The organism is Flavonifractor sp. An112, from assembly GCF_904377885.1.
In the GTDB taxonomy this organism is placed as follows: domain Bacteria; phylum Bacillota; class Clostridia; order Oscillospirales; family Oscillospiraceae; genus Flavonifractor; species Flavonifractor avicola.
This window is the reverse complement of sequence record NZ_CAJFGT010000017.1, coordinates 22,492-36,276: the sequence shown is the minus strand read 5'-3', so window position 1 is coordinate 36,276 and position 13,785 is coordinate 22,492. Positions and strand designations below refer to the sequence as shown.

Annotated in this window: 17 protein-coding genes; 2 read left to right on the top strand and 15 right to left on the bottom strand. The window is 59.1% G+C overall.

Annotated elements, in window-relative coordinates; genetic code table 11:
- Positions 1-256 (top strand): hypothetical protein (locus tag IHN22_RS12710; protein ID WP_207733068.1); only part of this gene is annotated, 256 nt, incomplete at its 5' end.
- Positions 257-280: 24 nt separating this feature from the next.
- Here the strand turns inward: IHN22_RS12710 and rbr are convergent.
- From rbr to IHN22_RS04050, 11 genes are all read right to left on the bottom strand, one after another.
- Complete coding sequence (gene rbr / locus IHN22_RS04100) at positions 281-814, bottom strand: rubrerythrin (RefSeq protein ID WP_191433638.1); 534 nt, start codon at positions 812-814, stop codon at positions 281-283.
- A 52-nt stretch (positions 815-866) separates the two neighbouring features.
- Positions 867-1,253 carry a desulfoferrodoxin family protein gene (locus IHN22_RS04095; RefSeq protein ID WP_087187095.1) on the bottom strand — a complete coding sequence of 129 codons (387 nt, stop codon included), beginning with the start codon at positions 1,251-1,253 and terminating at the stop codon, positions 867-869.
- 73 nt (positions 1,254-1,326) lie between these two features.
- Positions 1,327-1,710, bottom strand: coding sequence for a Fur family transcriptional regulator (locus IHN22_RS04090; RefSeq protein ID WP_087187096.1), 384 nt, complete (start codon positions 1,708-1,710; stop codon positions 1,327-1,329).
- Positions 1,711-1,884: 174 nt separating this feature from the next.
- A complete protein-coding gene (locus IHN22_RS04085; RefSeq protein ID WP_191433636.1) occupies positions 1,885-3,432 on the bottom strand; it encodes a stalk domain-containing protein in 1,548 nt (515 codons plus the stop codon).
- A 138-nt stretch (positions 3,433-3,570) separates the two neighbouring features.
- A complete protein-coding gene (locus tag IHN22_RS04080) occupies positions 3,571-5,535 on the bottom strand; it encodes a YgiQ family radical SAM protein (protein ID WP_191433634.1) in 1,965 nt (654 codons plus the stop codon).
- A 12-nt stretch (positions 5,536-5,547) separates the two neighbouring features.
- Positions 5,548-6,708 (bottom strand): bifunctional histidine phosphatase family protein/GNAT family N-acetyltransferase, encoded by a 1,161-nt coding sequence (locus tag IHN22_RS04075; protein WP_191433632.1) that lies wholly within the window; start codon positions 6,706-6,708, stop codon positions 5,548-5,550.
- A 33-nt stretch (positions 6,709-6,741) separates the two neighbouring features.
- Positions 6,742-7,659 (bottom strand): dihydroorotate dehydrogenase, encoded by a 918-nt coding sequence (locus tag IHN22_RS04070; RefSeq protein WP_087271574.1) that lies wholly within the window; start codon positions 7,657-7,659, stop codon positions 6,742-6,744.
- On the bottom strand, positions 7,652-8,431 hold the full coding sequence (locus IHN22_RS04065) for a dihydroorotate dehydrogenase electron transfer subunit (RefSeq protein ID WP_191433630.1): 780 nt from the start codon (positions 8,429-8,431) through the stop codon (positions 7,652-7,654). The genes IHN22_RS04070 and IHN22_RS04065 overlap by 8 nt, the downstream gene beginning before the upstream one ends.
- 19 nt (positions 8,432-8,450) lie before the next feature.
- Positions 8,451-8,705, bottom strand: a complete 255-nt coding sequence (locus tag IHN22_RS04060) for a hypothetical protein (RefSeq protein WP_087271580.1) — start codon at positions 8,703-8,705, stop codon at positions 8,451-8,453.
- Between the two features lie 12 nt (positions 8,706-8,717).
- The gene (gene pyrF, locus IHN22_RS04055) at positions 8,718-9,644 is read right to left on the bottom strand and encodes an orotidine-5'-phosphate decarboxylase (RefSeq protein WP_087187103.1); all 927 of its coding nucleotides are present in this window, start codon (positions 9,642-9,644) and stop codon (positions 8,718-8,720) included.
- A gap of 30 nt (positions 9,645-9,674) precedes the next feature.
- Positions 9,675-10,958 carry a dihydroorotase gene (locus IHN22_RS04050; RefSeq protein ID WP_191433628.1) on the bottom strand — a complete coding sequence of 428 codons (1,284 nt, stop codon included), beginning with the start codon at positions 10,956-10,958 and terminating at the stop codon, positions 9,675-9,677.
- A gap of 211 nt (positions 10,959-11,169) precedes the next feature.
- On the opposite strand from IHN22_RS04050, the gene IHN22_RS04045 reads away from it, so the two are divergent.
- Positions 11,170-11,346: a hypothetical protein gene (locus IHN22_RS04045; protein ID WP_164475006.1), complete on the top strand. Its 177-nt coding sequence runs from the start codon at positions 11,170-11,172 to the stop codon at positions 11,344-11,346.
- Positions 11,347-11,398: 52 nt separating this feature from the next.
- Here the strand turns inward: IHN22_RS04045 and IHN22_RS04040 are convergent, their stop codons facing one another.
- From IHN22_RS04040 to IHN22_RS04030, 4 genes are all read right to left on the bottom strand, one after another.
- On the bottom strand, positions 11,399-11,977 hold the full coding sequence (locus IHN22_RS04040; RefSeq protein WP_191433627.1) for an AAA family ATPase: 579 nt from the start codon (positions 11,975-11,977) through the stop codon (positions 11,399-11,401).
- A 17-nt stretch (positions 11,978-11,994) separates the two neighbouring features.
- Positions 11,995-12,516 carry an MATE family efflux transporter gene (locus IHN22_RS12880; protein ID WP_365813760.1) on the bottom strand — a complete coding sequence of 174 codons (522 nt, stop codon included), beginning with the start codon at positions 12,514-12,516 and terminating at the stop codon, positions 11,995-11,997.
- Positions 12,398-13,162, bottom strand: coding sequence for an MATE family efflux transporter (locus IHN22_RS04035; RefSeq protein WP_365813758.1), 765 nt, complete (start codon positions 13,160-13,162; stop codon positions 12,398-12,400). The genes IHN22_RS12880 and IHN22_RS04035 overlap by 119 nt, the downstream gene beginning before the upstream one ends.
- 119 nt (positions 13,163-13,281) lie before the next feature.
- Entirely contained in the window at positions 13,282-13,722 is a 441-nt protein-coding gene (locus tag IHN22_RS04030; RefSeq protein WP_191433625.1) for a MarR family winged helix-turn-helix transcriptional regulator, read from the bottom strand.
- Positions 13,723-13,785 lie beyond the last annotated feature (63 nt).

The following is a 13,785-nucleotide window of genomic DNA, read 5'->3' as shown; positions in this document are numbered from 1 at the left end:
CAATCATGGGCTGAATCTTCTTTGCCCGTTTGGCTGCAAAAGAGAATTTGCGCTTTCAGCGCACAACCCTTTCCCGCGAAGGGAAAGGGTTGTACATAACATATACATTATAGCAGGTTTTGTGCATCGGCTCAAGTTTTTTCCGAAAGCCGGAGGCATCATTTCGCAGGGCGCGGCAAGGGTTTCAATCAGTCAATCAAAAACCGCACCGTATTTCGAAAGGAAAGGCGGTGCGGCAAAGCAAAAAGGATTTTAGATTTTAAATAACGCCGGGCAAAGCTTAGTAATTTTCGCAGTTCAGCTCAAAATAGCTTTTCGAGTACAGGCAGGTGGGGCAGACTTCGGGTGCAAAGGTGCCTACCACAATGTGGCCGCAGTTACGGCACTTCCACATATACTCGTCGCCCCGCTTGAACACAACGCCCTCTTCCAGGTTCTTCAGGAGGGTCAGGTAGCGCTCCTCGTGCTCCTTCTCGATCTTGAGGACGCCCTCGAACAGGAAGGCCAGCTTCTCAAAGCCCTCCTCACGAGCGGTCTCGGCCATCTCCTTATACATCTCAGTCCACTCTTCATGCTCACCAGCGGCGGCGGACTTCAGGTTGGCCATGGTGTCACCGATGCCGCCCAGCTCCTTGAACCACAGCTTGGCGTGCTCCTTCTCATTGCCGGCGGTCTCCTCAAAGATGGCTGCGATCTGCTCGTAGCCCTCCTTCTTGGCCTTGCTGGCAAAGTAGGTATACTTATTGCGGGCCATGCTCTCCCCCGCAAATGCCTTCCACAGATTGGCTTCGGTCTTGCTGCCCTTCAGTTCCATATAATCATACCTTCCTTTCTAAAATCAGGTTGTCTCTTATAAAGCGAATATGTTAGCCTTCGCCCTTCCAGAAGCCGTGGAGATTGCAGATCTCGTAGGCCTCCACCTTATCGCTCCGGCAGAAGGTCTTCAGCTCGGGCGCGTCGCCAGGCTTGGGGAACTTCATGGTCACGGTGTCGCCGTCCACCACAGCAATCAGGGAGATATAGTGCTCCGGCAGCATGGGATGCTCCACACCACCCACCTTGACGGTCACGGAGTTCCCGCTGCCATGAGCGGTCTTCTCCACCACAGGGACGTGCTTCTCCTGAGCCGCGTCGGTGGTATTGGGGGTGATCTCTTCCATCTTCTGGCCACAGCACATGACGGGCACACCCTTATCCACAACCTTAAAAATTACATTGCCGCAGTGCGCGCAGCGATACAGCTTGAACTCCATGTTATTACATCCTTTCTAATCACAGTATTGGCACTTTGGTGCAAAATAAACTTACCATATTACCTGAAAAAACTCAATGTTTTGGTTTGCAGTTAACGCAGACCCCATGAAAAATCAGCTCATGGGACCGAATATCATGGCCGCTGGCCAGCAAGGCCTTCTCGTCCAACCCTTTATCATAGGGCAGATCCAGATCAAAGACCCCGCCGCACACTTCACAGCGGAAATGAGGATGGGGCTCTACGTTGGCATCGTACCGCTCAACCGGGAAAGCCATCCGCACAGCAGCACCTTCGTCCACCAGCAGATTCAGATTCCGGTATACCGTCCCCAAACTCAGGTTGGGATTGGTGGGCTTGAGCCATTGATACACCATTTCAGCGGTGGGATGCTGGTCCGTGTGCATCAGGGCCTCATAGATCAGCTCTCGCTGACGTGAGTATCGCTTTCCGTTCATTAGTCACCACTCTTTCTAATGTAAACAGTAACTATTACTGTTATTGATATAATAGCAGACTTCCCCAATTCTTGCAAGTCCTTTTTTTCATTTTCTCAAATTTTTTTCGTCTCCCCTTCCCTATAAAGAAAACGAGCTTGCCGCAGAGGCGGCAAGCTCGTTCTTTCCGGCGATTTATTCGGACACAAAGACCTGAAGCGTAGAAGTCAGGTTACGTCCGGGGGTGGCCAGGGTCTGCCCCTTATAATACATAGCGGTGGAACCGCCGCCATCCAGGTTGATGGCATCCACACAGCCCAGAGCCAGCATCAGATCACGCATCTGCTCAATGGAGGCAGCCTTTACATTGACCAGCAGCAGCTTGCCGTCCTTGGTGGTACCTACAGCGGTACGGGGCGTGACGGCGGTGGTAAAGCGGGCCTCCTTAAAGCCGTTGTCCAGACCGGTGAACTTTACGCCGTCCTTCACCAACCGGGGGGAACCAGACACCATGGTCTGCACACCGGTCAGATCGAAGCCCTCTTCATCATCCCGCTGGAGGTAGGGCCGCAGAGCCACAGTGCGGCCTGCCTCAAACTGATTGAAGAAGTCGTAGTTGGTGACGGTGTCGCTGGAGTAGAGCACATAGCCGTTAGCGGGGATGGCTACCGTCTGACCGGCGGATACCATCTGGAAGCTGGTGGTCACATTGTTGACCACGGTCAGGGCGGAACCAGGATAGGTGACCTGGAAAGAGGTACCCCGGGCAGAGGTGTAAAGCACCGCCTGACCGCTGAACTGCTTGAGCATATTGACCTCATAGGCATCCCACCAGCGGTAGGCGCCGCCGTCTACCGTCTCAATGCGGACAAAGACGGGAGGCCGGCCGTAGCGCATCTCGTTGGTATCGGTGATACCCAGAGAGGAGAGGCCGGAGCTGGCATACATAAACTGGCCGTTCACCATCAGGTGGCCGATGGGGTCCTTGATGGTCTTTTCGCTCTCAAAGAAGTTGGCGTTGATCACCGCTACTGCCCCGGAACTGGCGGCAATGGACTGGAAGCTCTGAGGCGAATTGAGCTTGCCGCCGGCGAGTACCGACTTGACGCTCACCCGGGGGTCCTTCATATTGACGGTGATCACGTTGGCATTGACGGTGCCGGAGGCCAGCGTGTAGCTCTTGGAGGTAAGGGTCACCGGGTCCTCCTTGGGGGTGGTCTTTTCCACCAGCTTCTGGACCTGGGGCAGGCTGGTGAGATTGTTCTTATCCACCTCGCCGTTGGCTACCACCACAATCTGGTTCTTGCCCTCCCATTCCACGGTCAGGCCCAGATTCTCGCTGACAAAGCGCACCGGCACGAAGGTGCGGTTGTTTTTTGCCCGCATAGGCACATCCATGGTCACCTCTTCCCCATTGACTAGGGCGGTGGTGGAGTCCAGCTCCAGCTCCACCGAGGTGCCGTTCAGGGAGCAGCGCACACCATTGGTCTCCTGTACCCACTCCACGGTTCCGCCGAAGGCCTCAATCATCCGACGGATGGGCAACATGGTACGGCCATTCTCGGCCATCAGCACCACGGCACTGCTGGTCTCGTCGATTTGAGTCACAGTATCACCAATCACGCACCAGGGGCTATTGTACCGCATGGTGATGACCAGATCAGGCTGTGCAGCGGAGGCGGCGGGGATCAGGCCCAGCATCAGCACCAGCGCAGCCAGCAGGGACAATACGCGTCTTTTCACAGGCATACATCCTCTCTTCTCTCCCCAGAGGGAGTATTTAAGTTTAGTATACCAATTCTGAAAGGAAGCTTCAATGCTCTTGCCGCATAGTATTTCAGGCAAAAAGAAACCGGCAGAGCGCGCTCTGCCGGTTGTCTTTTATCCCTTTCCCTTGCGGGGACGGGCATTCTTTTTTGGCTTGGCTACCGCCCACCCGGCTTTGCGGGTGGGTTTGGCCTGGGGCTTGGCGCCCTTCTGGGCCGCCGGTTTATGCCCCTTGCCGGTTCTGCCCCGGTTGGAGGTCTGCTTGCTCTCCTGAGGCTTGCCGTATTTCTCCGGCCGCAGCAGACAGTCTTTGCCGAAACCGATGAGGTCCTCCCGGTGGGCCCGATGGAGGGCCTCCCGTACCAGGGCCCGTTTCTCCGGCCGCTTCCACTGCATCAAAGCCCGCTGCATAGCCTTCTCGTGGGGGGCCCGGGGCACATACACCGGCTTCATGGTCCGGGGATCGATGCCGGTATAGTACATACAGGTGGACAGAGTGCCAGGCGTAGGATAAAAGTCCTGAACCTGCTCAGGCTGACGGCCGGTGCGGTTGAGCCATTGGGCCAGCTCCACCGCGTCGTTCAGCGTACAGCCGGGGTGAGAGGACATGAGGTAGGGCACCAGATACTGCTCCTTGCCGTACTTCTGGTTCAGGGACTCGTACTTCCGCTTGAATCTCTCGTATACCTCGATATGGGGCTTGCCCATGTAGTCCAGCACTGAGTTGACACAGTGCTCCGGGGCCACCTTCAGCTGGCCGGACACATGGTACTTCACCAGCTCGGCAAAGAATTCCCCGCTCTTGTCCTTGAGCATATAGTCAAACCGGATGCCAGAGCGGATGAACACCTTTTTCACCCCCGGCACCGCCCGGATCTTCCGCAGCAGCATCAGGTAGTCGGTGTGGTCGGCGTCCAGGTTGGGACAGGCCTCTGGGGCCAGACAGGCCTTTCCCCGGCACAGCCCGGCCTTCATCTGCTTCTTGCAGGCAGGCCGCCGGAAGTTGGCGGTTGGGCCGCCCACGTCGTGGATATAGCCCTTGAAGCCGGGGTGATGGGTCAGCCCCTCCACCTCTCTCAGCACACTCTCGTGGCTGCGGGAGGTGATGATCCGCCCCTGATGGAAGGCCAGGGAGCAGAAATTACAGGCGCCGAAGCACCCCCGGTTGTGGGCCACCGAGAAGCGCACCTCCTCAATGGCCGGCACGCCCCCCATGTCGTCGTACATGGGGTGAGGTTCCCGGACGTAGGGCAGCTCGGCCACAAAGTCCAGCTCCGCCGTAGTAAGAGGCATGGCGGGGGGATTGACGATGAGCAGCCGGTCCCCATGGCGCTGGAGAATAGCCTTCCCCCGCACCGGATCGTGCTCCTCATACTGGATCATATTGGCCACGGCATACTGCCGTTTATCGGTAGAAACCTGCTCATAGGAGGGGCACTCCACCTTGGGATAGGCGCAGGCGGAGGGATCTTTTGCAATAAAGGCAGTTCCCTTTACATCAGTGATCTCCCCCACCGGGGTACCGGAGGCCAAACGGGCAGCAATCTCCCGGGTGGCAGTCTCACCCATGCCGTACACCAGCAGGTCAGCCTGGCTGTCAAAGAGCACCGAGCGGCGCACCTTGTCCTCCCAGTAGTCGTAGTGGGCAAAGCGGCGGAGGGATGCTTCCAGCCCGCCAATGATCAGAGGGATGTCTCCAAAGGCCTCCCGCACCTTGTTGGCATACACGATGGAGGCCCGGTCGGGACGCAGTCCCGCCTGATTGCCCGGGGAATAGGCGTCGTCGTGCCGACGCTTCCGGGCGGCGGTATAGTGGGCCACCATGGAGTCCAGATTGCCGGCAGACAGCATCACCCCCAGCCGGGGCCGCCCCAGTGCTGTAAAGGCTTCTACCTTGCGCCAGTCCGGCTGGGCCAGGATGGCCACACGGTAGCCCTCGGCCTCCAGCACACGGGAGATGATGGCGCAGCCAAAGGAAGGATGGTCCACATAGGCGTCGCCGGTGATGATGAGAAAGTCGTACCCGTCCCAACCACGCTCTTCCATATCCGCCTTAGAGACGGGCAAAAATCCATTCATATCGTTCCTCAGTCAGTCCTTGGTCTCATAGCCAATGTATTTTTCCAGAATATCCAGGGTCACGCTGCCGTGCTCCTCCCCTACCTTTTCAAAGCCGTACTTCTTATAGAAGCGCTGAGCCACCGCATTCTCCGGAGCGCAGCGCAACCGCAGGCGGGTGCGGCCCAGGGGGCGGAATACCGACACCGCCTGGCCGATCAGCTGAACGCCCAGACCCCGCTTCCGGTGCTGGGGATTCATGTACACAAAGGGGATGTAGCCGATGCCCTCATCGGCAAAGCGGGCCAGATCCAGCTGGAGCACGCCCGCCACCTCATCTCGCTGCATGGCAACTGTCAAGGCTTTTTCCTTGTCCTGTTCCCAGCAGTGACGGGCATCCTTGCAGAAGCTCGCCCCGTCAAAGGGGACCTCGCTGCCGTGGATATCGATCCAGGCGTCGTGCCGGGCCGCCAGATAGAGTTCCTCTTCCCGCTCCAGGTCCAGAGGACGGAACCACATATTGGCATCTGCAATACTCCCCTCCCGGGACTTCCACCACTTCTGTCTGGCCAGGGTAGAGATCTCCTCCGGCAGGTGGGAGTTGTCGTTCTCATAGACGATGGAGATCTGGTCTCCCTCCACCTCCAGACAGGTGACACCGGTGTTGTCACTGTGACCCAGGCTGTCCATCTCACCGGGACCCAGGCCCCGGATGGCACCCTGGAGACAGCGGATGGCGGAGCCGTGGGAGAACAGAGCCACCGTCTGGCCGGGATGCCTGGCGGCGATATCCAGCACCGCGCCCTTCATCCGGGCCTGAACCTGGGCGAAGGTCTCGCCCCCTTCCACCTGGAACTCAGGTGAGGCGTGGTTAAAGCGGATCAGCCGCATGGCGTCGTACCGCTCCAGCTCGCCCCAGGGCTTGTCCTCCCACTCCCCCACACCGATCTCCCGCAGGGCAGGGGTGGTGTGGAGCTCCAGGCCATGGCTGGGGTAGATGGCCGTGGCGGTGGTCATAGTGCGGAACAGATCGCTGGAGTACACCGCGTCGATATGTACGTCAGCAAACCGGCCCCGCAGTGCGGCGATCTGCCGGTAGCCGTTGTCGGTGATGAGGCTGTTGTACCAGCCGTGAACCCGGCGGTACAGATTGCCCTCCGCCTCCGCATGGCGGATGATATAAACCTTGGTCACAGTAGGCACCCTCTTCGGATCAGGATATAGCAATTACCAGGGGCGCACGCCGCCTGTCAGGTCAGAAACCTTGTCAAGGCCCTGGGCAGAGGCGATTGCCGCCAGGCCGTCCCGCACCTTGATGGGGGCGTAGGGATCGGCAAAGCAGGCGGTGCCTACGGCCACGGCGGAGGCGCCCGCCAGCATCAGCTGGGCCGCGTCCTCCCCCTTGGCCACGCCGCCCATGCCCAGGATGGGCAGATCCACGGCGCAGGCCACCTCCCATACCATCCGCACCGCCACAGGCAGCACGGCAGGGCCGGACAGGCCGCCGGTGTTCATCTTCAGGATGGGGCGGCGGGTGTTCAGGTCGATGCGCATACCCCGCAGGGTGTTGATGAGGGACAGAGCGTCAGCGCCGGCATCAGCCACCGCACGGGCGATCTCGGTGATGTCGGTGACGTTGGGAGACAGCTTCACCATCACAGGGATGGTGGAATGGCTCTTGGCCATCTTGGTGACCTCGGCAGCCAGCTCGGGCTTGGTGCCGTAGGCCAGACCGCCCGCCTTCACGTTGGGGCAGGAGATGTTGACCTCGATCATATCCACACCCGCTGCCGACAGCTTCTCGCACATGATGCCATACTCCTCAGGCGTGTTGCCCGAGATGTTGGCGATGATAGCCAGATCGTGCTTCTTCAGCTCGGGCAGCTCGTGCTCGATAAAGGCGTCCACACCGGGGTTCTGCAGACCCACGGAGTTGAGGATACCCATGGGAGTCTCGGCGATCCGGGGGGGCGGATTGCCTTCTCTTCTGTGAAGGGTAAGGCCCTTACAGCAGATGCCGCCCAGTTCATTCAGGTTATAGAACTGGCCGTATTCCCGGCCGAAGCCGAAGGTACCGGAGGCCACCACCACCGGATTTTTCATCTTGACGCCCGCCAGATCAACGGACAGATCCACCTTAGACATTCCAGTCCACCTCCTTGGCGTCGAATACCGGGCCGTCCTTGCAGACGTGCTTCATGGTGCCGTCGGCCATCTGGACGGCGCAGCCCAGGCAGGCACCCACGCCGCAGGCCATCCGCTCCTCCAGGGAGACCTGGCAGGGCACGCCGTACTCGGCCGCTACCTTGGCCACATTCTTCAGCATGGGCTTGGGGCCGCAGGCCAGAACAGCTGTAAAGTTTTTATCCTTTTCAAGGATATCCTTCAGCTGGGCGTCCACAAAGCCGTGGCGGCCCAGGGAACCGTCGTCACTGCAGAGGTAAACCGCCTCGCAGTAGTCCCGGTAATCCTCCACCAGCATGGCCCGGTCGGCAGACCGGAAGCCCAGTATAGCGGTGGAGTTCTTGGCGGTAAAGGCGGCCTGACCCAGCAGCGGGGGCACACCGATGCCGCCGCCCACCAGCAGCAGCCGGTCATTGGGGGTAACGGTAAAGCCGTTGCCCAGAGGGCCCAGCACATTCACCTTGTCCCCCACCTGGCGCTGAGCCAACCACTTGGTACCCTCACCCCGCACCTCAAAGACCACGCGGGCGGTGTCTTGGGGCTCGTCCTCCTGGACCATGCAAACCGAGATGGGCCGGCGGAGAAGCAAACCCTCCCCGCAGGCGATATGGAGGAACTGACCGGCCATCAGGCCCTCCTTTTTCACCATATCCCCCACCTCCAGGGTGAAGGAATAGGCATACTCGTTCAGCTTGGCCGCCTCAACGATGGTACAGATCTGTTCAATGGGCATACTATCCCTCATTTCCAACTTATTTGGCAGACTCGTCCCCGTGGACGGTCTCAGTCATGGTCTTCAGATCCATGATGCTGCCGCACACCGGGCAGATCCGGTTGCGGCGCATGGTGCCGCAGGTGGGGCAGCGGAAGGGCTCCGCTGCCACCAGTCCCGCCGCAATCTGCTGCTGAAGGATCTCCTGCCAGTTCCATTCCCGGTGCTGGCCGATCTTCCATTTGCTGACCTCGTCCTCACGGACACCTTGTTTCTCTCTCTCTTGCTCTGACATAGGCCGCTCCGATTACGCGATGGTAGTAAAGCGGGCGATGTCGTCCCGCATGGCGATCGCGGCGTTGCGGGCAGCCTCCTGGTAGTCCATGCCGTCCTTGCCGGTCTTCTGCCAGGCGCAGATGATGCCGCGGGAGGAGTTGACGATAGCGCCATGGCCATCCTTCTGGAAGGCATACTGCACATCCTCGGCAGTGCCGCCCTGGGCGCCATAGCCGGGCACCAGCAGGAAGGTGTGGGGCATCCGGGCGCGCAGCTTCTGCAGCTCTTCCGGATAGGTGGCGCCTGCCACCGCACCGGCCATGGTATAGCCATACTTGCCCTCGGTGCCCGCGCCCCACTTCTCAATGAGGTCGGCCATCAGGCCGTACACGGTGTCGCCCTCACCGGCGGACACGTTCTGCAGCTCGCCGGAGCCGGGGTTGGAGGTCTTGGCCAGGATGAAGGCGCACTTGTCCATCTCCTTGCAGGTCTTGAGGAAGGGATTGACGCTGTCGGCGCCCATGTAGCCGTTGAGGGTGACGCAGTCGGCATCAAAGACGCTGAGCATCTGCTCCCCTACCTTGGTCTTGCCCAGCCAGCCGTCGGAATAGGCCTCGGCGGTAGAGCCGATGTCGCCGCGCTTGATGTCGGCGATGACATACAGGCCCTGCTCCTTGGCATAGCGGATGGTGCGCTCCAGCACCTCCATACCCCGCCAGCCCAGGCGCTCATAATAGGCGGACTGGGGCTTGACGGCGGGCACGATGTCCTTCAGTGCGTCCATCAGACCGCAGTTGAAGCGGTAAATGGCCTCGGCGGCACCCTCCAGGGTCTCGCCGTACTTGTCATAGCACTCCTTGCGGATGTGGGCGGGCACATACTCCGGCTTGGGGTCCAGACCCGCCACGGTGGGATTTTTCTTGGCAATGATGGCTTCCTGCAGACGATCGAAGGACATAGTTCATTCTCCTTTATCTCTTAAAATCTCTTATTTCTCATCCTGATAAATGATCTTTCCGCCCACGATGGTGTACTTGATCTTTCCCTTCAGCTCCTTGCCGGCGAAGGGGGTGTTGCGGCCCTTGGAGGCAAACTGCTCCGGGTCCACCGTCCACACCTCATCCGGGTCGAAGATAACCACGTCGGCGTCAGCGCCGATGGCCAGCCGGCCCTTGGTGGGCAGACGGAGGATGCAGGCAGGATTGATGGTCATTTTCCGCAGAATATCGGACAGGGGCAGCTCCCCGGTGTGGTACAGATAGGTCAGGGTGACGCCCAGGGCGGTCTCCAGTCCCACCATGCCGCTGGGGGCCTCAGTGAGGGGCCGGGCCTTCTCCTCGGCGGAATGGGGGGCGTGGTCGGTAGCGATGGCGTCGATGGTGCCGTCCTTCAGGCCCTCGATAATGGCCTCCACGTCGGACCAGGTCCGCAGGGGCGGGTTGACCCGGGCCATGGTGCCTTGGGCCAAAATCTCATCCTCGGTGAGGGAGAAATACTGGGGACAGGTCTCACAGGTGATCTGTACGCCCTTGCGCTTGTACCGCCGGACAATGGCCACCGATTTTGCGGTGGAGATGTGGCAGATGTGGACCGCGGCACCGGTCTCCTCGGCCAACATGGCGTCCCGGGCTACCATCAGCTCCTCGGCGATGGCGGGCCGCCCGTCCAGACGCAGCTGGCGGGATACCCTTCCCTCGTTGACGGCGTAGTTTTTCACCATATCCGCATCCTCACAGTGGGACAGGATGGTGAGATCCTGCCGGTGGGCCATGATGAGGCCATCCCGCATCAGATTGGCGTTCTGGATGGGCACACCGTCGTCGGACAGGGCCACTACTCCCGCACCTTTCAGAGCCTCAAAATTGGTGAGTTCCTGGCCTCGCTGTCCCTTGGACACCGAGCCGATGGGCCAGACATGGACCCCGCAGGCCTCCGCCGCCTTTCTGCGGACAAAGTCCACCTGCTCGGGGCAGTCCACCGTGGGCCTGGTGTTGGGCATACAGGCGATGGAGGTAAAGCCGCCCCGGGCGGCGGCTGCCGCGCCGGTCTCGATGGTCTCCTTGTACTCAAATCCGGGCTCCCGCAGGTGGACGTGCATATCCACCAGTCCGGCGCACACGGTCAGTCCCGCCGCATCGATGATCTGAGCGCCCGGCTCATTGATGTTGCTGCCGATGACAGTCACCTTTCCGTCTTCCATCAGGATATCCATGACACCGCCGATGCCCCCCACAGGGTCCACCAGGCGTCCCTGACGAATCAACAGTTTCACTGGATCACTCCTTTCCGTTCCGCGGGCCGGCTCTGTGGCCGAAACCCACATTTGCACAGCAAAAAAGGGTACAGGTCCTTCCCCCGTCCCCTCCTGCAAGCCACTCTGTTCTTCGCCCTTCATTATAACTTGAATCGCATATTTTAGCAATGGATTTTTCAGCATTCCGGGCAATAATAAATACGGACATCCAAGGAAGGGAGCTGAGCAAATGACTAATCACACCTTTTTAGGCGGCATGGGCCTTGGCATTCTGGCCGGGGCCGCTATGGGCATGGCGGTAGCCGCCAAGGGGATGCAGAATCCCAAAATGCGCCGCATGGCCAAAAAGGCCACCCGGAAGATGGACCAGATGAAGGATGATCTGGCCGACACCATGGGCTTTTAAGCCAAAAACAGCAAAAAAGACCGCCGTTGGCGGTCTTTTTTGCTGCAATTACTCAGTAGAGCTGCCGGATCAGCTCCGCACAGTGGTCGATGCCCAGGGTTCCGCTGTTGAGGGTAAGGTCATAGTTCTGGGCGTGGCCCCACTTCATATCGGTATAGAACCGGTGGTAGGCCGCCCGGCGCTTATCCTTCTCTTTCAGCCGCTGCTCCGGAGAGGCCTCCCGCTCACCGTACACCTCCACGATCCGTTTGGCCCGGAAGGCCATATCCGCGCGGATAAATACCCGCAGGCAGTCGGCCTTGTCCCGAAGGATATAGTCGGCACACCGGCCCACAATGACGCAGGATTCCTTCTCCGCCAGTTTGGTGATGATCCTGCACTGGATCTTCCAGATATAGTCCTCGTTGGTGGGGCCCGCGGTACCGTGGGCAAAGGCGGAGGCCAGTATCCCGCCGGGGGCATACTCCCCCGCCTCTTTGATATAATTTTTGTGAAAACCGCTCTCCGCCGCAATCTTCTCAATCAGCTCACTGTCATAGCAGGCAATGCCCAGAGCTTCGGCCACCTTTTTGCCAATGGTACGGCCGCCGCTGCCAAATTCACGGCTGATGGTGATGATCCGGTTTTTCATGATTGATCCACTCCTTTTTATGCGATCTCAGGCGCCTCGGATTGCAGCCGGTGCTCCCGCTTCAGGTGGCTGTGCTCATGGATCAGCAGGCCCAGAGAGAGCAGGAATGCCAGGCCGTCGGCTACAGGGCCGGTCCACAGCACCCCCTCCACCCCCAGGAACAGGGGCAGGATCAAAGCCGCGGGCACAAAGAAAATGATCTGACGGGCCAGGGAGAGAATGGCGGATTTAACAGGCTTGCCTACCGCCTGGAGATAGACTGCCGCCACCGTCTGGAACCCGGTAAGGGGGCAGAGCATCAGGAAAATGCGGAAGGCCTTTACAGCAAACTCGTTATAAAGCCCCTCCTCGGAGCCAAACAGCATGACTACGCTCATGGGCGCGAACTGGAAAATCAAAAAGGCTACGATGGACACCACCTCAGAGGCGATGAGGGAAATTTCCAGGGTTTTTTTCACCCGCTTGAAGTTCTTGGCACCGTAGTTGAAACCGATGATGGGCTGGGTACCGGTGGCGATGCCCAGCAGAATGGCAATCATGATCTGGTTGACCTTCATCACAGGTGATGGCAAACTGGGTGATAAAGCTACTCAGGCCGAAGGTAAGGATATTGCCGCAGGTACGGCCGTTCAGGCGGAAGGAGGCGGCATCAGGATGGACGGTCTTGAACCAGGGCAGATAGACCGCCGACACCACAAAGGAGGCCACCTGTCCGATCACCGTAGCGATGGCAGCACCCTGTACCCCCATATGAAAAACAAAGATAAAGACCGGGTCCAGAATCACGTTGAGGACCGCACCGATGATCATGGAAAACATGGCGTATTTGGGGCTGCCATCCGCACGGATCATGGAATTGATGGCGGCTGATATCATCATAAAAGGCAGACCGAGGCCAATGATGAAGCCATACTCCAAGGCCAGAGACCGCAGCAGGTCGGTTGCGCCGAAGAGAGTCAGGATCGGGTCGATGAACAGCAGGAACACCACAGCCAGGACGATGCTGACCACGGTCACCAGGGCAACCGCGTTGCCCACGCCCCAGCCGATGAAGATCTGGTCCACGATGTTGTACAGGGAATTGACCAGCAGGGCAATGACGCTGGGAACGGCAAATTTCAGGATCAACCGGCCAATGGGCTCCGTGGCAAAGGGACTCTCGCGCTCTGGTACTTCTTTTTCCATCTTGACTTGCACTCCTTTTAGGTAACTAGTTACTTATTTAGCGATAAAAAAGCAGGCAGCGCGCTTGAGTTATCTCCTCAGCACACTGCCTGGGAATTCACTTTTTCTGACGGAAAGGGTCACTCCAGATCGATGTTGCTCAAGATCAGATCAATGGCCTCCCCCAGCATTTCCTTTTGCCGGGGCGTAAAATCCCGGCACAGCTCCTCCAGTACCTCCCTGTCCTGCTCCAGAATGGTCTCATGGATTCCTGCAGAGCGCTCGGTACAGGTAATTTTCTTATATCGCCGGTCCTTCTCACTGGGCACGCACCGGACCAGGCCCTTGCTCTCCAGCCGCTGGAGCATCTTGGTCATGGCCGGATGGGTCACGTGCTCAATGTGCTCCAGATCGTTTTGGTGGATCTCCTCTTTCCCGGCCGCCTCCAGGCGGCTCACCGATCCCAGTACCCGCAGCTGGGCCCAGGTCAGCCCCATGGCAACGGCCTTCTCATCCATCCGCCTGCGAAATTCCCGGCTGATGACTGCGATCTTCAGGCCAAAGGGCATCCTTCCCGTCATACTTTCACCTCATCCAAATAAGTAACTAGTTACATATTATACCCCTTCCCGCGGTTTGTCAAG